The 23,021-nt window shown below is 68.4% G+C and carries 21 protein-coding genes and 1 pseudogene; 9 read left to right on the forward strand and 13 right to left on the reverse strand.

Going from position 1 to position 23,021, the window contains the following annotated elements:
- Positions 1-77: 77 nt before the first annotated feature.
- From ABZT06_RS44930 to ABZT06_RS44945, 4 genes and pseudogenes are all read left to right on the forward strand, one after another.
- Positions 78-287: pseudogene (locus ABZT06_RS44930) on the forward strand (hypothetical protein); the annotation flags it as partial.
- A gap of 320 nt (positions 288-607) precedes the next feature.
- Complete coding sequence (locus tag ABZT06_RS44935; protein ID WP_355754392.1) at positions 608-1,840, forward strand: AAA family ATPase; 1,233 nt, start codon at positions 608-610, stop codon at positions 1,838-1,840.
- 118 nt (positions 1,841-1,958) lie between these two features.
- On the forward strand, positions 1,959-3,734 hold the full coding sequence (locus ABZT06_RS44940; protein WP_355754394.1) for a Mu transposase C-terminal domain-containing protein: 1,776 nt from the start codon (positions 1,959-1,961) through the stop codon (positions 3,732-3,734).
- Positions 3,731-4,510 (forward strand): ATP-binding protein, encoded by a 780-nt coding sequence (locus ABZT06_RS44945; RefSeq protein WP_355754397.1) that lies wholly within the window; start codon positions 3,731-3,733, stop codon positions 4,508-4,510. The genes ABZT06_RS44940 and ABZT06_RS44945 overlap by 4 nt, the downstream gene beginning before the upstream one ends.
- A 42-nt stretch (positions 4,511-4,552) precedes the next feature.
- Here the strand turns inward: ABZT06_RS44945 and ABZT06_RS44950 are convergent, their stop codons facing one another.
- From ABZT06_RS44950 to ABZT06_RS44965, 4 genes are all read right to left on the reverse strand, one after another.
- Complete coding sequence (locus ABZT06_RS44950) at positions 4,553-5,635, reverse strand: hypothetical protein (RefSeq protein WP_355754400.1); 1,083 nt, start codon at positions 5,633-5,635, stop codon at positions 4,553-4,555.
- Positions 5,636-6,269: 634 nt separating this feature from the next.
- A complete protein-coding gene (locus ABZT06_RS44955) occupies positions 6,270-7,277 on the reverse strand; it encodes a helix-turn-helix transcriptional regulator (protein WP_355754403.1) in 1,008 nt (335 codons plus the stop codon).
- Between the two features lie 10 nt (positions 7,278-7,287).
- Positions 7,288-7,611, reverse strand: coding sequence for a hypothetical protein (locus ABZT06_RS44960; RefSeq protein WP_355754406.1), 324 nt, complete (start codon positions 7,609-7,611; stop codon positions 7,288-7,290).
- A 1,036-nt stretch (positions 7,612-8,647) separates the two neighbouring features.
- On the reverse strand, positions 8,648-8,821 hold the full coding sequence (locus ABZT06_RS44965) for a hypothetical protein (RefSeq protein WP_355754408.1): 174 nt from the start codon (positions 8,819-8,821) through the stop codon (positions 8,648-8,650).
- Between the two features lie 247 nt (positions 8,822-9,068).
- Between ABZT06_RS44965 and ABZT06_RS44970 the strand changes: the two genes are divergently transcribed.
- On the forward strand, positions 9,069-10,055 hold the full coding sequence (locus tag ABZT06_RS44970; RefSeq protein ID WP_355754410.1) for a helix-turn-helix domain-containing protein: 987 nt from the start codon (positions 9,069-9,071) through the stop codon (positions 10,053-10,055).
- 109 nt (positions 10,056-10,164) lie between these two features.
- On the opposite strand, the gene ABZT06_RS44975 is transcribed toward ABZT06_RS44970, so the two are convergent.
- Together ABZT06_RS44975 and ABZT06_RS44980 are read right to left on the reverse strand one after the other, a co-directional pair.
- Positions 10,165-10,722, reverse strand: a complete 558-nt coding sequence (locus ABZT06_RS44975) for an XRE family transcriptional regulator (RefSeq protein WP_355754413.1) — start codon at positions 10,720-10,722, stop codon at positions 10,165-10,167.
- A gap of 91 nt (positions 10,723-10,813) precedes the next feature.
- On the reverse strand, positions 10,814-12,913 hold the full coding sequence (locus ABZT06_RS44980) for a helix-turn-helix domain-containing protein (protein ID WP_355754415.1): 2,100 nt from the start codon (positions 12,911-12,913) through the stop codon (positions 10,814-10,816).
- Between the two features lie 169 nt (positions 12,914-13,082).
- Here ABZT06_RS44980 and ABZT06_RS44985 point away from each other — a divergent pair, with 169 nt between their 5' ends.
- Positions 13,083-13,268 (forward strand): hypothetical protein, encoded by a 186-nt coding sequence (locus ABZT06_RS44985; RefSeq protein WP_330269493.1) that lies wholly within the window; start codon positions 13,083-13,085, stop codon positions 13,266-13,268.
- 70 nt (positions 13,269-13,338) lie between these two features.
- Here ABZT06_RS44985 and ABZT06_RS44990 read toward each other — a convergent pair whose 3' ends face one another.
- Entirely contained in the window at positions 13,339-13,485 is a 147-nt protein-coding gene (locus ABZT06_RS44990) for a hypothetical protein (RefSeq protein ID WP_355754418.1), read from the reverse strand.
- Positions 13,482-13,682 (reverse strand): helicase associated domain-containing protein, encoded by a 201-nt coding sequence (locus tag ABZT06_RS44995; protein ID WP_355754421.1) that lies wholly within the window; start codon positions 13,680-13,682, stop codon positions 13,482-13,484. Before ABZT06_RS44995 ends, ABZT06_RS44990 begins: the two co-directional genes overlap by 4 nt.
- Positions 13,683-13,866: 184 nt before the next feature.
- On the opposite strand from ABZT06_RS44995, the gene ABZT06_RS45000 reads away from it, so the two are divergent.
- Positions 13,867-14,610, forward strand: a complete 744-nt coding sequence (locus ABZT06_RS45000) for a DUF4241 domain-containing protein (protein ID WP_355754423.1) — start codon at positions 13,867-13,869, stop codon at positions 14,608-14,610.
- On the opposite strand, the gene ABZT06_RS45005 is transcribed toward ABZT06_RS45000, so the two are convergent.
- Positions 14,597-15,004: a hypothetical protein gene (locus tag ABZT06_RS45005; RefSeq protein WP_355754425.1), complete on the reverse strand. Its 408-nt coding sequence runs from the start codon at positions 15,002-15,004 to the stop codon at positions 14,597-14,599. The genes ABZT06_RS45000 and ABZT06_RS45005 overlap by 14 nt on opposite strands.
- Positions 15,005-15,138: 134 nt before the next feature.
- Entirely contained in the window at positions 15,139-15,762 is a 624-nt protein-coding gene (locus ABZT06_RS45010; RefSeq protein ID WP_355754428.1) for a hypothetical protein, read from the reverse strand.
- Between the two features lie 108 nt (positions 15,763-15,870).
- Here ABZT06_RS45010 and ABZT06_RS45015 point away from each other — a divergent pair, with 108 nt between their 5' ends.
- Positions 15,871-16,461, forward strand: a complete 591-nt coding sequence (locus tag ABZT06_RS45015; protein WP_355754431.1) for a sigma-70 family RNA polymerase sigma factor — start codon at positions 15,871-15,873, stop codon at positions 16,459-16,461.
- A gap of 228 nt (positions 16,462-16,689) precedes the next feature.
- A complete protein-coding gene (locus ABZT06_RS45020) occupies positions 16,690-16,884 on the forward strand; it encodes a hypothetical protein (RefSeq protein ID WP_037713110.1) in 195 nt (64 codons plus the stop codon).
- Between the two features lie 780 nt (positions 16,885-17,664).
- Here ABZT06_RS45020 and ABZT06_RS45025 read toward each other — a convergent pair.
- The 3 genes from ABZT06_RS45025 to ABZT06_RS45035 form a co-directional block, all read right to left on the reverse strand.
- Positions 17,665-19,566 (reverse strand): Helicase associated domain protein, encoded by a 1,902-nt coding sequence (locus ABZT06_RS45025; protein WP_355754434.1) that lies wholly within the window; start codon positions 19,564-19,566, stop codon positions 17,665-17,667.
- A 165-nt stretch (positions 19,567-19,731) separates the two neighbouring features.
- The gene (locus ABZT06_RS45030; protein ID WP_355754436.1) at positions 19,732-22,482 is read right to left on the reverse strand and encodes a transcriptional regulator; all 2,751 of its coding nucleotides are present in this window, start codon (positions 22,480-22,482) and stop codon (positions 19,732-19,734) included.
- On the reverse strand, positions 22,479-22,895 hold the full coding sequence (locus tag ABZT06_RS45035) for a hypothetical protein (protein WP_355754438.1): 417 nt from the start codon (positions 22,893-22,895) through the stop codon (positions 22,479-22,481). Before ABZT06_RS45035 ends, ABZT06_RS45030 begins: the two co-directional genes overlap by 4 nt.
- Between the last annotated feature and the right edge of the window lie 126 nt (positions 22,896-23,021).

A 23,021-nucleotide genomic window follows, 5' to 3' on the forward strand; every position in this document is an offset into this window, starting at 1 on the left:
CCCACAGGAACGAGAACGCGCGTGATGATCGGCTCGAACCGGGTAGCGGACGGGTCGGACCTGCCCGCAGTACTGCTCTGCACACCGGCGATTTCAGCCAGGCCGACACCCTCGACCTGGCCTCTAGACTGCACGCCGGACACCCTGAACTCCGCCTGGCGCTGCGACTGATCGAGAACACCGGCGTACGGAAACGGCATCTCGTGCGCCCTCTCGACGAGACACTTCGCGACACCGGTTTCACCGAACGCAACCGTGTCTTCGAGGCGGAGGCGAAGAAGCGGGTGTGAGTGGGTGGTGGGGTGGCAGTGGGTGGGCGTCAGCGGGATTGCGGTGTGGATGTCCTGGTAGCGGTCCTGGACAGGGTGTTGGTCGCTGTCGTGGGGTGACCAGGGGGCTGTTGTGGGGCGGCTAGCAGGTTGGGTTGTGGCTGTCATGGGTTTGCCTGTTCCTGTGTGAGTGCCTGTCGGGGGCGGGTGAGCTTGCGGGTATGACGACGGGGGTTTCGGCGGGGGCTGGGGCGGGGTCGGCTTCTGGCGCTGCGCGGTTGGCGCGGGGTGTGGTGGTGCGGCGGCTTCTTGCGGTGGAGGGGCTGGGGGAGGGGGTGTTGTCGACGCTGCATGTGCGGATCGCGGCGGAGTTGGCGGGGGTGTCGGAGCGGACGGTGTGGCGGTGGCTGGCGGAGGGGCGCCGGGGTCAGGTTGAGGCGCGGCCGCGGCGGGACGGGTTTTCGCTGAGTGACGCCTTGTGGGAGGTCCTCGCTCAGGCGGGTGGGAACGTCGCGGAGTTGCGGCGCAGGATGCTTGCAGCTCAGGAACATGGAGTGTTGGAGGAGTGGGGTGCGCGGTGCGTGCCGTCGATTCCGACGTTGCACCGGGTGATCAAGCGGGATCTGGGGGCGGGCCGGGTGCTGGAGGTGGCGCGTCCGGCAGGGGCCCGTGCTGGGGTGGAGCCGAGTCCGTATGACCGGGCGTTGGCGGAGTTGGGGCTCACCGACGGGGCGGGCGGCCCGCTGGTGGTCGAGGAGCCGGCCAGCGATAGGTCTGCGGCGCAGGGCCAGCCAGATGCCGCAGCCGGCGCCGCGGGTGTGGGGGTGCGGGCTGGTGGGGTGCGGTTGTATGTGCCGGGGGCGCGGCTGGTGTCGACGCGGCAGGTGGCCGGGGTGGTGGAGGCGGTGGGGCATACGGTCGCGGCCCGCGGGATGTGCTGTGTGTTCGGGGATCCGGGCTTGGGCAAGTCGGTCGCGGTGGAGCAGGTGGTGCGTCTTCTGCCCGGCCGGGTGCCGGTGTGGCGGGCGGTGGCCGGGGTGGCGCCTGGTCTGCCGCAGCTGCGGGCCTCCTTGTGTGAGGCGCTCGGGTTGCCGGTGGGGGCGCTGACGCACCGGGCCGGGCCGGCCGGTCAGGCGCTGGCGGGGGCGCTGGCCCAGCCGGGGGTGCTGGTCGTTGATGACGCCCAGCGGCTGACGCCGCCGTTGCTGGATTATCTGCGGCAGTTGTGGGATGCGCCGGGTTGTGCGGCGGCGCTGGTGCTGTGCGGGGCGGGAAGCGAACGCGCGGTGGCGCGGGCGTCGGCGTTGCGGTCGCGGGTGCTGACCTGGCACCAGGTCGGCCGGCTCGAGCCGTCGCAACTACTACAGACGCTGAGCCTGTTCCATCCGGTGTGGGCGCAGGCGGACCCGGACGAGGTGGCGCGGGTGGATGAGCAGCGGGCGCACGGCAATTTCCGTACCTGGGCGAAGATCACGTCGCATGTGTACGCGGCCCGTGAGCGCGACCCCGCACGGCAAGTGGATGGGGAGTTGATCGAGGAGGCCTGCGCGCGTCTGGGCCCCTACCCGTGACTCCGGCTGCGCGCAGGGCTGGTGGACGGGGCCTGCTCCTGCTGGTGACGGGCGGACGAGGTCGGGGTGGAAGAAGACGATGCTCCACGCGCGCGGATGAGGACGAAGGGGGCATGAGGTGGAGGTGCTGGCGCCGCCGGGGGATCCGGCCGGTGTGCTGGGCGAGGAGTCGTTGAGGGCGTTGCGGGTGCCGGCGGTGCGCCGGTTGCTGGTGCTGCGTGGTGAGCGGCGGCTGTCGCGGGAGCATGTGCGGCTGGCCGGGGAGTGTTTGGGGGTGTCGGAGCGGACGGTGTGGCGGTGGCTGGCGGAGGCCTCCCGCTCGCCGCGGGCCGCGCTGCGCCCCGGTGAGCGTGGCGGGGGCCGGTTCGAGGTCACGGGGGAGATCCGGGTGCTGTTGGCGTACTGGCATGGCAACGCCTCCGCCGTGCACCGCCAGTTGGTGGCCCGGGCCGAGGACAGCAGCCATGACGGGCAGCCGGCGACGCCGCCTCGATCCGTGGCTCCTCCTGGGGGTGCGCCGCCGGCGGCGGCGCCGTTGCTGGAGCCGGTGCCGTCGCTGTCGACGTTCCTGCGCGCGGTGCGCCGTGATCTCACCGCGGGGGAGCGGGCCGGTCTTGCCGCGGGAGCGGACGCGGCCCGCGCGCACGACGTCTTCGCCAAGCGGGCGCTGTCCTGGCGCGATCACGTGTGGGAGGCCGATCATGTGCAGGCGCCGCTGCTGGTCGATGCCGACGGTGACCTGGTGCGCCCGTGGGTGACCTGGTTCGTCGACACAGCCACCAAAGTCATCACCGGCACCGCCGTCACGCCCGGTACTCCGTCCCGTGCCTCGGTGCTCGCCGCGCTGCGCGCCGCCGTGCTGCGGGAAGACCCGTATGGTCCGGCGGGAGGGACCCCGGAGGAGGTGAGGGTGGACCGGGGCAAAGATTTCCTGTCGGTCACCGTGACCGCGGCGTTCGGCACGATGGGTGTGACGGTGAAGGACCTGCCCGCCTACAGCCCTCATCTCAAGGGCACGGTGGAGAACCTCAACCGGGCGGTGGACCGGATGCTGTTCGCGGCTCTGCCCGGTTACATCCTCACCCCCGCCACACTCCGCCCCGGCCGACGGCGCAAAAGGGCGGGCCGCAACCCGGATGCGTCCGGGTTCCTGTCGTTTGAGGACTTCACCGGCGAGGTGCTGGCCTGGACTTGCTGGTGGAACAGCGAGCATCGGCCCCGGGCGTTGTCCGGCCGTACGCCGCTCGAGGCGTGGCAGGCCGACCCGACCCCCATCACCGACGTTCCCGCCGCCGATCTGTGGACGTTCACGCTCGAGGACGACGGCCGGACGCGGAAGCTGTCCAGCCATGGGGTGCGGTGGCGCGGGCGCACCTACATCGCGCCCTGGATGACCGGCCAGGCCGGCCGTACCGTCACCGTGCGCTACATGCCGCACCACGACCACGAGATCGACGTCTGCGACGCCCACGGCGCGTATCTCGGGCCCGCCCATCTCGCGGATGCGGCCACCCCCGAACAACTGGCGGCCGTGCGCGCGGCCCGCGCGCAGCGGGCCCGGCGCCTGCGCGCGGAGGTGAAGGCCGCCGAGACGCTGCGCCGGCAGCGCTTCGCCCCCGCCACCACAGCCGGACCGGCCCAGCGGCTGGGAGCGCTCACCTCCGTTCAGGCCGAGCACGAACTGGCCGCCGCCGAGCACACCGACGCCTCGAAGCTGGCCCTGCCGGACCTGATCCCGCACGCCGCACCCCCGGCCGACTGGCGCACCCCGCCCTCCCTCACCGCCCGGACCACACCCGGCCGGCCCGCTCCGGCCCTGCCCGAAGCCGCCCCCGATACCCCGCCCCCTCGGGTGGCGGCTCCTGACGCACGCGACGACGGAGACGCCTTGTGACCGCTCCCTCCTACCAGTACGTCGACCTGCCCGATGCGTCCGTGGTCACCACCCGCGCCCTGCTCACCGCCCGGGAGAACATCACCGACACCGACACCGACACCGACACCGACACCGACACCGTCGCCGCGCGGGCCATGATGTGCCTCCACGGCGGCGCCGGCTTCGGCAAGACCCTCGCGGTCAATGTCTGCCTGCGCGACCTCGAGGACGAGGACGTCCGCAGGATCACCTTCCGGGCCCGTCCCACCGCCCGCGCGGTGCGCTACGAACTGTTCACCGCGCTCGATCTGCCCGGCCAGCCCCCACGCCACCCCAGCGAGTTCGACCGCCTGCTGAAAACCGCCCTGGCCGAACATCCCCGCACCTTCCTGGTGGACGAGGCGCAGTGGCTCAACGGGGAGGCGTTCGAGTACTTCCGCTACCTGTGGGACGAACCCTCCACCCAGCTCGCCATCATCTTCGTCGGCGGCGAGGGCTGCCACACCGTGCTGCGTCGCGAGGCGATGCTGGCCTCCCGCATCTTCATCTGGCAGCACGTCACGAGCCTCACCCCCAGCGAAGTCCTCGAGACGATCCCGCTGTTCCACCCGGTCTGGGCCGACGCCGACCCCGACGACATCACCTTCGCCGACAACCGCGCCGCACACGGCAACTTCCGCGCCTGGGCGAGACTGACCGCCCACACCCGCACCGCACTTGCCCGCACCGGCCGGCCCCGTGTCGACCAGGAGGTGCTGCGCTGGGTCTTCAGCCGCCTGGGCGCCTCACCGTGAAAGCAAGCCGGTGAGGCGCGCCGAGCAGGAGTTGTGAGCTCGTCAGTCTGCGGTTGGGGGGCGGTCATCGAGGACGATGGTGGTCACGTCGCCGTTGTGGGAGCGCTCGTTGCTGGCGGTGGTGACGGCTTGGTGGGTTCGGGTGTGGATGGCGTGGGCGAGGGCCCAGGCGGCGAGGTCGTTGTCGGCGGGCTGGTCGAGGATGTGCTGGGTGGTGACCAGCACGGCGAGCAGGGAGCGGCCGGAGAGGTGGGTGTCGATCTGTCCGTCGTCGGTGTCGCTGATTGTGTCCGGCAGCCGGAAGTGGGCGTGGGTGAGGGACTTTTCCACCAGGAACGCCCAGGTGTCCTTGTGGCATATCAGCCGGGCAGAGGAGACGGCGGCCGCTGCCAGCAGCCCGCGCCGGTACTCGGACTGCTGTTCACTGGTGTCCGCGGGGCCGCTGTTCGGCGGGTCAGCGGGTTCAGCCGTCTGTGAGGGCGAGGCAGCTGGCTCGGGGCCTGCTGCGTCTTCGCGTGCGGGCATGGATGGCAAGGCCCCCGCACTGCCCACCACTTCATGAGGACCGACTGGGGTGTGTGAAAGGCCCGAGAGATCACTCGACGGTTGCTCCGTGGGGTGCCCGTTCGTCACCCCGGTCCGGTCCGTCGGCTCAGCAAGATCGCGGAAGACGTGTCCGGCGCCGGTGGGCGGCGTGTCGTCGGCGGCGTCCGGGGCGTGCTGGTTGGGCACGGGGGTGTCGTCCTTCCGGTCGTCGTCGAGGCCGGCCCCGGTCTCGAGGGCTGGGGCCGGCCGGGCTTCGATGGCTTCCTCTGCCGGTTGCACTGTGCTGGGGATGTGGGGGAGGCCGAGGGTGTGGGCCCAGGCCTGGGCGATCTCGCGGCGCAGGTCGTCGACCGCGGTGCGGACCTGGCCGAGGTCGCTGAGCATGCGTTCCTGCCGGCGGCGCAGTTCGCGGTTCTCCTCCCGCACCCCGGTCGTGCTGTAGGTGACGTGCTCCAGGACCTTGCTGTGCCGGCTCTCCTGCACCTGCTGCAGCGCCGTGATCCCGGTATGGGGGTCGGCGAGCATCCGGCGGATCTCGCCGAGCTCACCGATGATTTTCTCGATGTCCCGTCGTGCCACGCGCCCTCCCTTTGCGATGACCGGGACATCCTTTTCCGTCCACCCGTGAACTAACGCTTCACTTTTCAGCCGTTTCGCGCATGCCGGGCGGATCTGCCCCAGCGCGGAGACGCCTCCCGCTGGACACACCCGCTGGAACAAGTGGCCGAAACAGAACCGATTTCCTCACCCCCCCACCGACGTGACCTGCGGAAACAGTGCGACAGGTGCACGACGGTGGGCAGTTGAAAAAACTTCGCCTCCGGCATCCGGATCCAGGCCTCCCGTGGCGTGTTAGGGGGTGAAGGCCACGGCCTTCACCAACGAGTTCGTCACTACTGGGAGGCCTGGTCCAATGACTTGGTCGTACTGGGCAGGAGCGGGCGGGGGTCTCCGAATCCAGCTCTGGACCAGCCGCGTCTGCCTGATCGTGCCCGGTACGGCTGACGCGGACGTCAGCCCGTGGCGCTGGGCGGTGAAGGCCGGCCAGGAGCACGATGTCTGTCGGCGGCGGTTGAATCATCCCACTTTGCGGTGTAGGCCCACGTGGAGCTCTGCGCCCCTTGCCGCGGCTGCGCCCGGGACTGTCCGCCAGGGCCGCCGTCGGTGGGGCCGTTGGCTACCGCCGCGCCCTGCCGGACCAAGCCACCGGTGGTCAGGCGGCGTGGTCGGCGGGGGCGGGTGGCGGTTCCGGGACGCGGGCTCCCGGCAATACCGAGGCTGGGCCGGGTCGTTGCTGCTGGCTCTTGATCTGGATGAGGGCCGTGCCGCCGTCGGCGGTGCGCGCGATGAAGTCAATGCCGCTGTCGGTGGTGCGCGCGGTGAGGAAGTCGCGGTCACGGGTGAGGTTGACGCCGTGACTGAGGAAGGACGTGGCGGTGATCCAGTCGGGTGGGGTGGTGCCGTTGCGGTGTGCTTCGCGGCTGGCCCAGTGGTGCAGGGCGGTGGTGAGGGCTTCCTCAAGCATGCCCGCGGGGATGATCCGGGCGAGGGCGGCTGCCGGGCCGGTGAGTACGTGCTCCTCCGTGTGTCCCTCGGCGACGATGCGGATCGGCCCGATCCGGCTGGCCCGGCGTCGTGTGGGCGGGGGTGTGGGGCGGGTGTCGAGGTCGGCGGTGATGCGGTGGTAGGCGGCGACGTAGGGGCGCTGTCCGGCGGGGCTGATGCCGCAGGCGGTCAGGAACGTCAGCATCTGCCGGACGGTGGCCGGCAGACCTTTGCGGTGGACGATCCGCCAGGCGGTGGTGACGGGCAGCGGGGCCCGGCCGGGGAGGCTGAGTTCCCGCAGGGGCGGTGCGCCCGCCTGTTCGTACGCTTCGGCCAGGGCGAGGCCGAGGTCGCGCTTGTCGTGGATGAAGTCGGGGGCCGGTGCCCTGAGCTCGCGGAGCTTGTCGCGGCGGGCGGTGCGGCCGCGGGTGCGCAGAAGACGGGCCCGGGCTGCGGCGGCCTCGCCAGCCCCGCAGGCGCGCAGGTAGGCGTCGAGGACGGCCGCGGTGGGCGCCGTGGTGCCGTACTCGGCGCGCTGGACGGTGTTGCGGGAGATGTTGGCGGCCTGGGCCAGGGCGCGCTGAGGCAGCCGGGCAGCGCGGCGCAGAGCCGTGAGGTGTTCGGCGAGGTGGGCGAAGGGGCGCTCCGCGGCGCCTGCGGCGGGGGAACGGGTCACGGCGGACCCCCTACTTGCCCGCGCCGCGTACGACGGCCTCGGCGAGGACGGCGACCAGGCGGCGGCCACTGCCGGCCACAGCCAGGGTAGCCGCGCCGATCGCGCCCAGGCCGCCCAGTAGCGTGAAGACGGTGTCCAGCGGATTGCCGGCGAGGAACAGGCCGCTGCCAAGTGCCAGGATGCACAGCAGCAGGATCAGCGCGTGCGTGGGGCCGAACCGGCCCGCGACCGCAGTCGGCTGGGCGCCGGCTGCCGCGTCGGCGGTGCAGGAGCAGGGCAGCGCAGGTCCGGCCGTGGCCGGTGTCGCCGGACGGGTGGCGAAGGGGTCGTTCATGGTGCGCAGGACTCCGTCCTGACGGGGGCCGGCGGCAGGGTGCCGGGGCCCGGGCTACTGGTCGCAAGGTCGCGCATCCCAGGGGCAGTTGGACCCTGCCGGTGGTCGGGCTGCGCGGTACAAAGCCTTCCACGCGCCGCCGTCATGCGCCTCACCCATGCGTCCCTTTTGGGCGTTATGGGAAATTCTGGCCTCGTGGGTGTTCCGCGCCCCGCTGGGGAATCCCCAGCCTGGCCGGAGCGCCAACGTGACGGTGAGGACAGCGACTTGACGGGGTACCGCCCGTAAGACGGCCCACCGTTTGTTCCAGCGGATTTGCGGTCTAGGCCCCTTCAGCAAGACGGTGTTGGACAGCACGACACCGGCGGCAAGTCCGCCGGTGTCCTCCTGACGGCTACTGGTCGCAAGCCCGAACCCGTTCCAGGACCCCTGGCAGACGCGTTGGACCCGCGTCCGCCGACACGTCGGGCCGGCACCGCTCTCGGTGCCGGCCCGACGCGCATGCCCGGTAACGCCCTGGCCCGGCCGGGCTTTCGCCCGCAGGACGTCTTGCTGCTCGCCGCTCGTGCGCGGCCGGGCCAGGGCGTTACCGGCGGTGTCGTAGGCTCCCGCGGCCGCCGACGGTCCAGGCCGGCGCTGTCGGCTGTGCTGCGGCCTGCCCGTGCGGGGTGTCGATGTCGTCGCCGGCGGCATGTCCCACCGCGCCCGCCAGCTCCCGTGGTGCCGATACACAGCGCCCAGCCACCGGCTCCTCACGGCGCGGGATGCTCGGGTAGTTCGGCCACGACAGAGGGGGACCGGAGCATGCCGTTAGGCGTACAAGTCGGGAGCCGCGCAGGCACCGCTTCTGCGGCCTCGCACGCAGCGTCGAGCTGCGCTCAAATGACGTGCAGTTCCCAAACCGCGGTCGTAGCCGTCGTGGCTGCCGCGGGACGTGGCACAGTGGCGGTACGAAGGCGTGCGGCCAACCCCGGGTGCGTTGCTGCCCGGCTCCACCCCGGGGTGGCCTGTCATCAGCTCCTTCAGCCTGGCCCGGTCACCCGTGAGGGTGGCCGGGCCAGTTACTGGTCACAGTGACGATGAGCGAGCCGATCTGCACCGCCAGGGCGACGATGGGCTCGATGCGGCGGACGGCTTGGAGGCCGTCGGCCAGACGCCGCCGACGGGACTGCCGCGGCTCCCCTTTGAGGGGATCGTTCGTGTCGTGCACCGTTCTCCTTCCTTCCCTGTGCCGGTAGGCCTGAGCCATTGCCCCCGAGACGTATCCGGCATGGGGCACGGGTGGGAAAACCAGTACACGGGCTGCGCTTTGATCACTCCAACGTGTGAACAGGTCATCTGAAGAATGCCGAACAATTCGCTGACCTGCAGCAGCAACATCGACTTCATCGAACGGGGTATGACGAGGCACTAGTTCCGGAACAATCGGCGGTCTGCAAAACAATGGGGGAGGGCCTGTGGCAGGCCGGAAGCTGAAGGACTTACCCGCAGACGGATCAGCCCGTACGCAACTTGCGCAACGGCTACGCGCGCTGAAGCGGCAGGCTGGCGATCCGACCTATGCGGAGATCAGTAAACGCAGCGGCTACTCGCGTGCTGCTCTGTCAGGTCTGTTCAACGGCCAGGTGCCCAGCCGTGAGTTCTTGTACGACGTGGTCGAATGGCTCGGTGGGAAGCCGCAGGAGTGGCTGGAAGTACATGAGCAGGCACAACGCGAGGAAGAGGCTCTGCAGCACCCCACCGACCCCTCCAACACCGCGGACGAACTGAAGCGAGCCCGGCAGGAGAACGCCGCGCTCAGGCTCATGATCGCCAATCCGGACGACGCCGGTTACTGGGCAGATCGCAAGCTGATGGCCGCTGCCGAGCGTGCACGCACCGCGGCGGACACGGAACGGCACGCACGAGAGCTGCTCAGTCAGGCACTGGCTGAACTCGAACACCTCACGGCAATGCGTGCTGACGTCCAGGAAAGATGCGACGTGATGATCATGAACGCCATGACTCAGGCCGCACTCACCGAGGAGAAAGCTCGTCTGACCGCCGCCGAGTTGATCCGTGGTGCTGAAGGCACGGCTGCTGAGCTCCTCGACATAGCTGTCGTGCAGGCAGACCGTATCCGCGGTGAAGCTCAGACCGAGATATCAAGCCTGCATGCTAGGTCCGGTGTGCAGGTCGATGCCCTGCTACGGGAAGCGGACCTGGTTGCAGCCGACGCTCGGCGGGAGACCGAGAGCCTCAAAACACGAGCCCGTATCGAGATACAGCGGATGGTCCGCGATGTTCAAGAAACCCTTCGCCGTGTCGGGCAAGCCGACAAGGCCTCGACGCTGGAACAGCTGCTGATGGACTTCGCGATCGGCGATGTCCACCCCAATGACGGCCCATCAGGACGTCACCGCCGTACCGCGGTGCCTGCCTCACGGCCTGAACTCACCGCTTGACTAGCCTTCGACCCGAGCCATACATCGCGGAAGTCACCACACCGGCCTTGGTGGCAGCCATCGTGCATCGGTCAGTCGAGGTGCTTGACGTTCTGGATACAGGTGAAGGTCAGTAATCGAGGTCGAGGTAGTCGATGTCGTTGAGGGTGACGTCCGAGAGGCCCATGGCGCGGCCACCGCCGTCCTGGAAGTAGATCTCTTTGAATCCCTCGGCGATGATCTGGCGCATCTGCTGGTCGCTGGCGCCAGCGTGGCGGGCGTCGAAGAGGCGTTGTGCGTAGGCCGGGGGAAGGTGCACCGTCAGGCGGCGGAAGCGTCCGTCGTCGGTCGTGCCGATCGGCGCGGTGTAGCCGAACCGGGCCCTGGTCTCCACCGTGATCCCGCCCGTGGTCGCGGCCTGCTGCTGCCGACGCTTGCGCACCTGCGGCTGCCAACGCTGCCGCACGGCGTCATTGATCTTCGCGGCGACGTCAGGGCGGGCGTGTTTGCGGGCGCCGCGCCGGTAGCGGTTGACGGAGTCGGCGGTGACGCCAATCTCCTGGGCGACTGCCTTCGCACTGCCCAACTGCCGGATCAGGTAGCCGATCTGGCCCTTGAGGGTCTTGGGGGGCTGGCGGGTGAAGCTCTCCCGATCGGCCCGCTCGATGGCGTCCTCGATCTCTGCCACGCCTCAGCCCTTCTCCACCATGGGGTCCTGGCCGCCGGTACCGGCCAGCGGGAACCAGGTCTTGTGCATCGGGCCGCTGTCGGACACCGGCCTACTCTCCTTCGTCGAGGACGGCGTCGCCGCCCTTGATGTGCCGGGCGGGGTTGTAGCCCTGTTCCATGAGGTCGACCGCCCACAGCATCGACTGGACGCCCTCGAGTTTGGCCAGGCCCGGAGTGGGGCCGAGGCGGAAGGCGCCGGGCTGGGGCTTGCCGGAGGCGGCGTAGGGCAGGAAGTCCAGCGGCGAGTCGCCCGGGCTGGGGTAGACGACGCAGTCGGAGAGCACGGCGAGCGGGTACAGGCCCGTCATCGCCGCCATGTTGCGCAGCTTGCGGTGCATGTTGACGCGCGCTTTGGAGATGACGGCGGCGCGGATGTCGGGGCGCCAGGTCGGCCGCTGAAGGGCCGGCCACCGCTCGCCCTCCTTGTACTTCCTGCCCTGCGGGCGTTCACGCAGTTTGCCGATGCCGCCCTTGACGGTGGCCTTGATGGCGGCCAGGACGGCGGCCATCGCCGGGTCGGTGTCCTTGTGCCGCTCCATCACCGCCAGGAACTCCGCGTCCGACAGGTCCTTCGTGACGCCGAGGTCGGCGAGGGTGTCGACGTAGGCGTTCTTCAACCGGTCGTGCCACGGGTCCAGGTACGCGCCGGTCTCACGGCGCAGATACCCCTCCAACGGAGCGACGTTGTAGCCGAGCTCCTGGGCATAGGCGACGGTGTGCGTCTGGTACCAGGCAGGCCCGGTCGGCCGGGTGCCATCCGGGGTGAAAGGCGAGGGCAGGCGCGGGTCCACCTCGACGTGGGAGAGGTCGACCAGCCAGGAGCCGGGGATCTTCGGGTTGAACGCCGGGGCGCGGAAGTGGTCCGGGGCGGACAGCCCGACGACCAGGCGGGCCGCGGCGGCGAGGAACGCCGTGTTGAGGTCCAGGCCGACCGCGTACGGCAGTGTGCACTCCTCATCGCTCAGCAGGCTGACGTCGCGCACCCACTGGTACGCCTCCTCGTTCAGGAAGCCACCAGTCCAGCCGCTGTCCACGACGACGGGATGCTCCGGGGTGGCCTCCGGCGGCGCCGGATCCATCGGCTCCGTCCCGAGGCTGCCCGGGTTGTGGCCGGGCACCCAGTTCCCGCTCGCTTCGTCGCGCACCGCGCGGGTGGGCGGGCGCAGCGCCGTCATCAGCTCCAGCCCGGACACGGCCGTGGAGCCGCGCGGGGTGATGACCCGCTGGGCGTACGTGCCGAGGACGCGGGCGACGTCGGCCGGCTCCATCTGCGCAACGCCGGGCCAGGACCGCTCATCGAGGGCGTCCCACGACAGGATCGCCAGCTGCACGCACTGCCTTTCGTGCCCCTGGACCTTGCGGTAGATCCTTGCCCACGGGCCGAACCCGCGCTGGGTGAGCCGCCACTTCGCTTTCACCACCTGCTTGACCACCGGGTGATCCTCCGGTAGACGCAGGGTGCGGCGCTGTTCGTGGCCTTCCAGGCGCTCGGGGAGTCCGAGCTTCACGGCGGCCGCGGCGGTGAGGACGATCAGCGGGTCGCTGTCCTTGCCGTTGCGGTGCAGGCGCGGTGCACCGAGGCCGGACTCGCGCAGCGTCCACTCCACCAGCTCCACCACCGTGGCCGCGGGGCAGTCGAGCACGATTCCGTCCAGGCCGTACGCGCAGCCGTCACCGTCCAGCACCACGAGCGGACCGTGCGGGAACCGCGGATCGGCTGCAGGCCTCGCAGAGGCCGGGCGCCGCGACGTCGCGGCGGACCGGGCGGCGGGACGCGTCGGCCCCGCACCTGGAACGTCGACAGGCTGCGGGGCGTCTGCCCTCGCCGCCTCGGACGCGGCCGGTTCAGCAGACGCCGCCGGTGCTGTCGCGACAGCCGAGACCGCCGGGGCTGCGCCGGGGGCGGGGTACTTCGCCGCCCACCCGTTCAACAGCCGCTGGTATGCGTCCAGGCGCGGCGACTTCGGCTCGCTGCGGCCGTTCTCCCAGTTCTTCACCGACTGGGTCGTGGTCTTCAACGCGGTGGCGAGGCGGGCCTGGGTGATGCCGGCGGCCTCACGCAGCCGGGCACGCTCCGCCGGAGGCGGCAGATGCGGCTCCTCGTTCAGCAGAGCGTCGACGGATGCGAACAGCTCTTCCTCAGATGCCATTGCCTGCACCTTCACGTTCAGGACCGGTATTGCTTAACCGCAAACTTATCCCCTTCCTTATCCCCAAGGACCTATTTCGGCACCAGCGCGTCCCGTGCGGTCAAGTGGGTCCACGGTGCGCTTCGCGCGGTGTGCTTACGGTCGTCGAGGGAGGGGAAGCGTGATCTCCATGACGAGCGTGATGCAGCACTACGGCCTGCTGTGGACCGACCCGGACGGTGCCCCGCAGGCGTCGGCCGGCGGGTACGACAAACGGTCGGCGAAGCGTCGCCGTACCGAACTCAAGGCCGTGGGCTGTACCCGTGTCGAAATCGTGCCGGTCAGGCCGGGTGAGGTTCCCGAGCCGGTTTCCTGAGCAAAGCGGCACGAGAGTAGAGCGCCTGAAGGCCCCGTGCAGCGCGCCGACCAGCCACTGACCCGACCCTTCAGTCGAACAGGCCGAAGTCCGTGAGCAGCTGGCGGCGTGTATCGGGCAGCGAGTCTCGCCTGCTGCGCATGTTGCTGCGCCACACGCCGAGTCGGACTTCGGTGCCGTCCTCGAGCTGCTCTACGTGCCCCCGGGGGACGGTCACGTGCCCTTCCCGGGTCTTGTACTGCGTAAGGGCCGCAACGCCGCGCTCGAAGGCGCCGTGGACGGTTTCGCCGGCATCTTCGGCTCCGGGGCGATCGGCGTGATGCCGAGCTGCTGCAAGCGTTCGCGCTGCCCGTCGTGAAGGGCCGCCCAGATCTCCGGCTTGCGCTGCTTGGCCAGCCATTTCCCGATGTTCATGCTGTGGACGGTGAGCCCGGGCAGCACCTCGGTCTCACTGGCCTGTCCGTGTTCGTCGGCCGTACCTTCCCGAGTGCGTGATCGTCAGCCGCCGCATGGTTCCGCTGGCCACTCGTGTACCGAGAGCGGGATGGGAGGTGCCGGGACGTGGGGCTCTGTCAGTGGGGCCCTCTACGGTTCGGCCATGGGATATACGGCAGATGAACGTCTGGCGGCAGGTCCGGAAGAGAGCCGGTACTTGGAGGCGGTGTTCACACTGGGGGCGCAGGTGGGCACGCATGCCGAGGATCCGGCGAGACCCGTATACGTCGTCGAGGTGACGGAGGTGAGCCCGATCCGGGTGCCGAGCGGTCGGCTCGTCGTCGCCTCGCCCTGGCCGGATGATTCCGACTGGGAGTTGCCCACCCCGGCCGGCCGGGAACTGAAGGACCGGATCCCCCCTGGCGTTCACCGGGTGCAGGCCTCCTGGACGGAAGCGCCGTACGAGTACAACGGCGAGCAGTTCGACGGCCGCGAGGCGGTCGCCGTCCGCCTGCTTGTCAGCGATGCCCCAGTGGCCTGCTGGGAGGCGGGCCTCGGTGTCGGTGAGAGCATCGAGCAAATCGTCCACGGTGAGCGGCCGGGTTTCGACTCTGAGGAAAATATGGGGAGTTTCGCCGACGCCACCGCCTGGCCATCGCTGACCGAGCCATTCCGCCAGGTCTGGCTCGAGGTCGATGCGGGCAAGCAGGATGCATCCCTGGCCGCCGAGTCTCTGGGCGAGTCGTTTGAGCGGGTGAGCGACGAGGCTATCGGAGCCGACCTCGTGACGTTCCCGGCCGATGGGGGGAGCGTTGTATGGCTGGGGCGCACAGAGACCGGGAGTATCGCCTCGATCGTCACGACTGGAACGCCTGCCTTTCATAACCGGCTGTTCACAGCCGTGTGAGCAAGGCCTGCCGGACGCGGTCGTAGCCCACCGGGCGCGGCGGGGCAGTGCCGCTGGTCGCCTCCTGGTCCAACGCCGCCGTGGGCTCGTACATGGCGCTCATCCCGATGTTCGACATGCTCGGATCGAGGGTGGAGACACCGAGGACGACAAACTCGACCTGCTCCTGGCGGCCGACGCCGACGGCAGTGAGCTCCGTGCCGGCGTCGCCGTCACCGAAGAAGGTTGGACGGCTGTCTCGCGCCGTGCCCTCGACCTCGCGGCCACGGAGGCTGCCGAGGGCGCCGACGGCAACACCGACCCGGCCGCCATGAGCGAGCGCGTCCGCGAGGTCCTCGCGCTCGCCGACGTCGCCGACACCGTCGGGGTGCTCTCCTCGTCGAGGTCGAAGCATCAGCCCCTGCAGCCGCGCGCTGGAAGCTGATGGCCTACATAGCCGTCACGAGGCCGCCAACCACCAGCGCCGAGATCGCCGCGGCCGCCGAGACCGCCGTGGCCCGGACCGGGCCACGGCGATCTCGACGCTGGTCAGCCCTGCCGCGTACGGAGGTAGCCGGACAACAACGCGAAGCTCTCGGAGATGACGTCGACCACGAGCGTGGTGAGCGCCGCGACCAGCAACTCGTGCTGCCACCCGTTGATCACCGTCGAACCGACAATCAACAAGGAGCTCACCACCCGTCCGGTGATCCGCAGTCCGTTCCCGCGCCGGACGGATGGTGCCCCGACCTGGACGGTGGCAATTATGTTTCCGTCCGGGTCTCGCTTCATCGACGCCCGCAGGGTCCGCAGCACCCTCCACAGGCGCCCCGAGACGCCGATCACCGACATGCCCACGTCGATGAGCACGTCGATACTCAGGAGCACCAGCGCCGCGAGCAGCAGCCCGCTGTGCAAGCCCTCCGTGTCCGGCATCAGTTGCACGCCGGTCGTGACCGCTCCGGTCATACGCGCCAGCAACCGCCCCCGCGATGCCGGACCCGGCTCCTCCCGCGCCTCGCCCAGACCCGGCACCCGCCGCCCGGACTGCGAGGACCCTCCACGGACCTCGGTGCTCTGGTTCAAGGTCTTCGGCTTCTTCCCGGACTTCATGCCGGTCGGCCGCCTCACGGAGGCCTTGGTGCCGGAGGCCGCGTCGTTCTTCTTCGTCATGCCCCACACCACTCAGCACGCGCATGAATCTTTCACCGCCCCACATGTGCAAGATTCCGGCCCCCGTTGCGTGGAGCTATGTGGCGTACCCGACGAACGGAGCTCTACATGACGACCTTCTACGCGCCGGAAGACGACCAGCACGGAGGTGATCCACCCAGGGAGGCGAGTACCACGCCCCTGAAGCTCAGCCCTGAACAGGCCGAGTGGGTCACGGCGCTGGCCAAGGAGTACGACCCGCCGGTCTACGGCTTCTTCTTGCGGGCGACCCGTGATCCGCACAAGGCGCGGGACCTCACTCAGGAAGTGCACCTCCTCATGTGCCGGGTGATCGCCAAGGGTAAGACCTTCACCGGCAATCCGATCGCCTACGCAAGGAGGATCGCGACGAACGTCCTGATCAGCCACGTATACCGCAAGCAGGTGGTCGAGTTGCCGGTGGAAGAAGTCGGCGACGCCTACACGGCGTGGCTGACCCAGCGTGGCGATGCAGATCCCACGGCGGCCAGCGTGCGCTTCGTCGAGCTGCTCCACGAAGTCAAGAGCGCCATCGGGAACGAAGCCGAGATTGAGGTCTGGGAGTACCGAGTGCTCTGGGGCCTCAGCGGCGTTGAGGTCGCGGAGCTCCTCGGTGTGAGCGGGCCGACCGTGTCGCGGCGGTTCAAGGCCGCAGTTACGAAGGCCGGCAGCGTCAAGTAGCCGACGGTCAGTAGGACATCTAGCTCCTGCCTCCGATTCGCGGAAGTCAATCAACTTCGGTTACGCCGCTTCCGCGCTTCGGGGAGGGGACCTAGCTGGTCCCGCTCGGGGGACACCCCGTCACGAAAGGAGAGAACAACGCACGACTCACAGAGATCCTGCGCCGAGCGCTGCAACGCGCGGTACAGGACCTCACCCACCGTCAGACCAAACCGAAGGGAACACTGCATGTTCGACGAGACTCCCGAGCCTCTGCCCGACAGCCCGCACCAGCGGATGCTCGACTTCCTCGCTGAAAGCGACGAAGCCACAGCCCACGTTGTGCCCGACGCCCCCGACTGGGACGCGATGATCAACCGGATCAACCGCGTCCTGGAAAACGAGGAGGAGGGCTTGCACCTCATCGGACAGGTGACGCCATGAACCACCTACAACGAAGTCGACGCATCGCTCATTGGGTTGCGCTGGTCCTGCTCTGCGTTGGCGCTGCCGCAGCAGTAGTGATGGCATCGACGCCTCAGAGCCGTAGCGATTTCAGTGTTGTCGTAGTCACGGCAGCCAGTGCCGGCCTTCCGGGGGGAGGAGCGACGTCTGTCGCTCCAGCGAGGCCGTCGTCGCTGAACAACACTGGACAGCTAGCTCGAAACGAAGCGTTCTGGAGCGGACAGAAGGCACCGCTCGCCGCCACTCATGGACTACGCAGCGTCAAGCTAGAACTCGCGTGGGTTAGCAGTTTCTTGCTGGCGTTGGCTGCTGCCACCGCCAGCACACGAGATCGGCCAACAGGCAAGAGGCACCCCACTAACGTGCCCGATCGGCATCTGCCTGACGCAACCTGGAACTTCCTACTAGAGCGGGCCGTGCCCGGACGAAGTCCGTCGCGTAACGCCTCGCTGCATCAGCTACAAACCACACTCAGCAGGTCCACGCTCTCCCCGCCAACGGGCATCACGTCCCTACCTGGCGCAACAGACCGGCACCTGCTCGATAGGGGGCGGCAACTTCTGCAAAGGCAGACCGTCTACCTGCAAAACGCGCTCCGCAACGCTGGAGTGCCCCTACTAGGCCGGACCGTCTGGCTAGGCTGCCCATAGGGCAATAACGCGGAGCAGGGGGAGGCTAAGCCCCCTGCTCCGCACCAACCTGCGCTCTGTCGGCCGGGCAGTTCGATCTGCTCAGCCACGGTCGTCATCCCGGATCCTCCTATGCTGCCCAGTCGAGTCCGAGTTCGGCGAGCTGCGCGAGCCGCTCGGTGGTGAGCTTCGCCCGTCTGGTCTTGGTGTTGGTCAGCCAGACTCCGAGTCGGACTTCGCTCCCGTTGCCCAGCCGTTCTACGTGTCCCCTAGGCACTGTCAGGTGCCCTTCCCGGGCCTTGTACTGCGCCAGGGCCGCTACGCCCTTCTCGAAGGCGCTCATGGCCGTGGTGGGCGGTTTCGCGGGTGCTTCCGGCTCCGGGGCTGGCGGCGTGATGCCGAGCTGTTCCAGGCGTTCGCGCTGCCCGTCGTGAAGGGCCTGCGAGACCTCGGGCTTGCGTTGCCGGGCCAGCCATTTCCCGATGTCCATGCCGTGGACGGTGAGCCCGGGCAGCACCTCGGTCTCACCAGCCTGTCCGTGTTCATCGGCCAGGAGCTCGCGTAGTGCGGCGTAGTGGCGTTGCCAGTCCGCCGACCACGGCGGGTTCCAGTCCTTGTCCACAGCTTCCAGCGCGGTCTTCCACTCCGGGTGCCCGTCCAACGCACCGGGCCGCCTCAAATTCGCGAGCCACATCCCCAACGGCCTGTCCAGCATCGCCGCGGACCTGGGAGCGCAGAGGGTCCAGTGCTGGTCGTACGCCTTTGCGGCCTCCAGGTTCTCCTGGAAGCGCTCGTCAGCAACGCTCCAGACCATGCCGAGCTGCTCGAGCCGACGGGCACGCAGCCCGCTCATCTCCCCAGCCGAGAAGGCCCGCCGCTGCTCTGCCACCCATTGCCCAAGCGGTGTCGCGCCTTCGCGGTGTCCGTAGGGCACGCGGGCATTCCCGACTCGCTCGACGTATGTCTTCAGTTTTGCCCAGCCGCGGGCCCAGTCCTGGCGCTCGGTGTCGATGACGTTGAAGGAGACCCAATCCGCGACCATCACCGGGTCGCGTGGGGCGGCAAAACGGAGCAGGAGACGGGATTCGACTTCGCCTTCCTCAGGCGCGACACCGATGTTCACGGATGGTTGCGCGACGTCCTTCTGAGGCTCCTGGGGAATGGCGAGCAACTCGACGGCTTCTTCATCGTGAGCCCGCAGGCCTTCCAGGACTTTCACCAGGGGCCGGTAGGAGCCGGAGGTGAACATGTCCTCGGGCTGCTCTCCGGGCTGGAGGAAGACGGGCACGATCAAGGAGGCGAGTTTGCCCTGTCCCGGCTTCTGCCGCAGTGCCCGGCCGATGGCTTGGACGATGTCGTGCGGCGCGCCCTTGGGGTCCAGGAGGGCCACTGAATCCACCGCGCGGATGTCGACGCCCTCGCCCAGGACCCGGCAGTTCGAGAGCACCGCTCGCTGCGCCGTGGACCCGAACGAGCCAAGAACCTCTCGCCGGTGTTCGGGGACGTGCTCGCCGCACAGCCAGTCGGCCCAGATCCGCTTCGGGTACGTCTCGGGCTGATCCGCGTGCAGCTTCGCAGCCACCCGCTCCAGACCCTCCGCATAGGCCTGCGCCTCGATGGTGCGGTGGTGGAAGGTGATGCACGTCGACAGGTCATGCTGCGCCATGGTGTGCAGCAACGCGGCCTGGAGGGCTCCGAGGCGCTGCCCGCGCACTTCCTCGCTGCGCCGCTCCTCGCCCATCAGCTTCTCCGGGGTGACGACGGGGTCCTTCAGCTCCAGGACGATGATCTGGTACCGCGCCAGCAGGCCCCGGGAGACGGCCGAGGCGAGTGAGAGCTTGTACAGGACGGGTCCGAAGACCTTCTCGTCATCCATGGACGCCGCCATCTGACGCGGCAGCGGATCCCGCACCCCCTCAGCGACCTCCCGGCTCAGCCGCTCCTCCCAGATCCGCGGCGTCGCGGTCAGGTACAACCGCCGCAACGCCGGGATCACACTCTGGTCGTGGATGTCCGCCCACGCCTTACCCATCGACCCCGACGTCCGGTGCGCCTCGTCCGTTTTACCGGTTGAGTGGATGCGTTGCTTGTAGCTGACCAGGATCTTTGCGTCATGGACTTGTACGCGACGTCGGGGCGGCGGAGCCTCGCCAGGTAGCCGGCGTATGGGGGTAGCGCGAGGTCCTAGTGACCGGTTTCAGCCTTGGCCGTGAGAGTGCTCGTGGTCTGTGCTTCCGGGCCACGGCTGGGAGGGTGTGCCGTCGGGCTCAAGGCCGTGAGGCCAAAACTGTCGCCAAACTTGTGGCGAGTGATTGCGTTTGCTATCGCTTCCCCGGTCTGCCGACAGTCGGGCGAGGCGCTTGGCTACCTCTGGGTATCCATCCGCAAGGTAGTACTTGGCTAGCATGTCCAGGGCGGTTGGCTCTCCGTGGCGTGACGCTTCGGCGACTAGGCGCTCAGCTGCGGCGTGGTCTTTGGACTCTTTGCGTAGGGCTGCGAGTGCCACCAGTGCCTGGGGGTTTCTAAACCGTGCCGCTTCGAAGGCGAGACGTTCTGCTTCCACGAGGCGTCCAGCGTTCTCATACTTCTCAGCGAGGACTCCTAGAGTTGCTGCGTCGCTGTGGCGAGCTGCTTCCCTCCCAAGCCGCTCGGCTTCATCGTCATGTCCTTCCGCGGCGTGTAGTCGAGCCAATGTGCCCAGAGCGATGCCGCTTTTGCGGATTTTGAGGGCCGTGTGCGCCAGTCGTTCAGCCGCCTTTGTATCGCCGTCGGCGAGCTTCACGCGCCCCAGGTAGTCCAGCCCTTCGGTGTCGCCATATTCGGCGGCTTTGAGGGCAAGACGCTCGGCCTCCGCGGTCTCGCCAGCGTCGTGCCGCCAGCGTGTCAGGCTGCACAGCGCTTTGGTTGCGCCCCTGTCGGCTGCTTCCACGGCCAGGCGTTCGGCGTCGGTCCGCTGTCCTGCTTCGTCACGCATTTCCGCAAGCGCGACGAGCGTTTGTGCCTGGACCTTGGTCCCGGAAACCACTCGCTCTGCCTCTTGCTGGCGCCCGCTCCTTTCGTAACTGGTCGCCAAGGTGACCAGCGTCCAGGGGGCGCCATGTTCAGCTGCTTTGAGCGCGAGGTCTTCAGCTTCTGTGAAATGGCCCGCCTTTGCGTGCTTCTCGGCCAACGTCGCCAATACGTATGGGCTGCCGTGCTTGGCTGCTTCCAGCGCGAACCGCTCGGCGTCCTGATCCTGCCCGACCTTGCTGAGGCTTGACGCCAATGCCGGCAGTCCACCCGGGGCGCCGTGTTCGACGGCCTTCAGGGCGAGTCGTTCGGCGTCCTGGAACCGGCCAGCTTCCGTACGTATTTTGACGAGCTCAGCGATGAGATGGCGGTGGTCATGGGCAGTTTCCAGAGCGAGCTTCTCGGCTTCAGCTGCGCGTCCCGCTTCCTCGTGAGCTAGGCAGAGTCGGCGAAGAGCGGGACCGTGCCCGCGGGCCGCTGCCTCTGCACCGAGCGCTTCTGCCTGCTGGGCCTGCCCAGCTGCGTGCAAAGTGGCTTGATCTGCGAGAAGTTGGCGATCAGGATCTCGCTGGTCAGCGGCGATGCGGAGCAAGCGGGCATGACGCAGCCTCCACCTCGTTCTGGCGGAACGCTCAAGCGCTCGAATGCTTTGGAGGTCGTCGATGTGGACGAGGGAGGCTTCCCAGAAGGATTCAGGTGGGCAAATGTCCTGGCGAACCTGGTGACCGTGCTGCTCCAGGTAGTCCGCAAGCCGGTAGACGGGACCGTTGGCAGGGCTTGGCTGGCCAGGGCGACTACGGATGCGCCGAAGAGGTGCCGTTCCGCCGTGTACGGGGCGGGCGGTGTAAGAGAGGGCCTGTTCGAACCAGTCGTCGTCGAGTGCGTGGAATTGCTCGTCGGTGAGGTAGCCGGCTGCGGCCTGTTCGAGAAACCCGATCGGCAGGTTGACGATAGCCCGAAGGCGGCGGGCGTCTACGGCGACGTCGAGCACCGCTCGTGCCGCGGTGGGGGCATGTTCGTAGCGCTTGGCCAGTTCTTCGGCTCCTGCAAGAAACTGTGCGATTCTGCCACTGTCCGCGTGGTCAAGTGCAAGAGCAAGGCGGCTGTCTCCCCGGGCAGCCGTTTTTGCGGCCTTGAGTTCGTCGCTGGTGAAGGCATCGGGTACGCGAAGATCCCGACCAGCCAACAGCTCGCGTGCCTGCGCGTAAGCGTCAGTTTCGTTGGCAGCAGGCAGAGTGGTGATCGTGTCCCAGTAGCGCGGCCACAGGGTGCCAAGCACTAGAACGGGAGCTCTGTCAGGAGCGCTGAGAAGCGACCGAAGGGCTGCTGAGATCCGCTCGCCCGTAGTGTCGGGCATGAGGTAGTGCTGGGCCTCGTTCAACCAGACCACCGTCTTGGGACCTACAGACTCCAGTCCGGCAAGGGCGGCGTCAGCGCGAGTTGGATCAAAGGGATGCCACAGAACCCACTCGTCAGCTATCAGGGCTTGAACTGCCTCCCAGCACGAGCGTGTCTTTCCTGTTGACGACTCGCCCACCAGCATCAGCATGCGGCTCTGACCGCCAGCCGCTGCTGCTACTACGCGCCCAAGAACCTCATCGTGTGGGCGCGCGACATATGCAGGCAATCCAGAATTTTGGGGATCAGGAGGGCGGACAGCCTTGATCGCGTGATGGACTTCCAGCTCGAAGGGGTCGCACTCACCGATAAGCCGGGCGTGGGGCGCTAACCCGCCTGCGGTCCCAGCTTCGGCCGTCGGGTCGTTGACATACACCGTGTTGTTGTTGCCTTCGACGTACGCTCCGATGTCACCACCAGCCGCAACGGAACTTTTTGCGATGACTCGCCTTGCACTGCCCGTCGCGGATGCCGTGCTGTGTTCAGCCTTGTTCGGCGGAACGTGTTTGTCTTTGCTCTGCCACCATCTCGGCATGGTCATGTGATATTGCCGTCACCAGAGATGATTTCGTCGATGTTGCCTGCGGCTGCTGTGCTGCCACTCCCAGCGGCACGGACCGGGCCAGTGCTCGGGGCGGGACTGACGCTTGGGTGATGGGCCGGTGCCGACGAGGTGAGGCGATTGTTGTCACCCGTCACGATGCGTCCGATACTGCCGCCTGCGGCCACGCCACCATCGGACGCTTCCACGGCTGTAGCGGGCGAGCGTAGCAATGCCCAGAGAGAGACCAGGAAGCCAGCCAGACCGATCAAAGCTCCGACGAGGCTGCCGATCTGGTCCGCGGTTGCCAGATCCACTGCGAATGCCACAACGGTTAGTCCCACTGCAGCTGTCGCGCATATAGCGGTACATGTGATCGCTGTGGCCTTCTTCCATCCCTGCATGGCCTTCATCCAACACCCTGCTTGGCACCGCTGTCAGGCACGTGCGCTTGCAGCCAACCGTGCCGGGGCGAGACGACAGGAAACAGTTCTGGCTGGCCGCGGGGAGCCGCTGTGGTGGTCTTGGTGAGGGTGGAC

The organism is Streptomyces sp. NPDC005483 (genome assembly GCF_040606035.1).
In the GTDB taxonomy this organism is placed as follows: Bacteria; Actinomycetota; Actinomycetes; order Streptomycetales; family Streptomycetaceae; genus Streptomyces.

Excerpts from the sequence above, each read along its gene's own strand:
- ABZT06_RS45035 (WP_355754438.1), bottom strand. The coding sequence starts at position 22,895 with ATGAAGGCCATGCAGGGATGGAAGAAGGCCACAGCGATCACATGTACC.
- ABZT06_RS45010 (WP_355754428.1), bottom strand. The coding sequence starts at position 15,762 with ATGACGAAGAAGAACGACGCGGCCTCCGGCACCAAGGCCTCCGTGAGG.
- ABZT06_RS45000 (WP_355754423.1), top strand. The coding sequence starts at position 13,867 with ATGGGATATACGGCAGATGAACGTCTGGCGGCAGGTCCGGAAGAGAGC.
- ABZT06_RS45025 (WP_355754434.1), bottom strand. The coding sequence starts at position 19,566 with ATGGGTAAGGCGTGGGCGGACATCCACGACCAGAGTGTGATCCCGGCG.
- ABZT06_RS45005 (WP_355754425.1), bottom strand. The coding sequence starts at position 15,004 with ATGCTTCGACCTCGACGAGGAGAGCACCCCGACGGTGTCGGCGACGTC.
- ABZT06_RS45020 (WP_037713110.1), top strand. The coding sequence starts at position 16,690 with ATGTTCGACGAGACTCCCGAGCCTCTGCCCGACAGCCCGCACCAGCGG.
- ABZT06_RS44980 (WP_355754415.1), bottom strand. The coding sequence starts at position 12,913 with ATGGCATCTGAGGAAGAGCTGTTCGCATCCGTCGACGCTCTGCTGAAC.
- ABZT06_RS45030 (WP_355754436.1), bottom strand. The coding sequence starts at position 22,482 with ATGACCATGCCGAGATGGTGGCAGAGCAAAGACAAACACGTTCCGCCG.
- ABZT06_RS44985 (WP_330269493.1), top strand. The coding sequence starts at position 13,083 with ATGACGAGCGTGATGCAGCACTACGGCCTGCTGTGGACCGACCCGGAC.
- ABZT06_RS44995 (WP_355754421.1), bottom strand. The coding sequence starts at position 13,682 with ATGAACATCGGGAAATGGCTGGCCAAGCAGCGCAAGCCGGAGATCTGG.
- ABZT06_RS45015 (WP_355754431.1), top strand. The coding sequence starts at position 15,871 with ATGACGACCTTCTACGCGCCGGAAGACGACCAGCACGGAGGTGATCCA.
- ABZT06_RS44960 (WP_355754406.1), bottom strand. The coding sequence starts at position 7,611 with ATGAACGACCCCTTCGCCACCCGTCCGGCGACACCGGCCACGGCCGGA.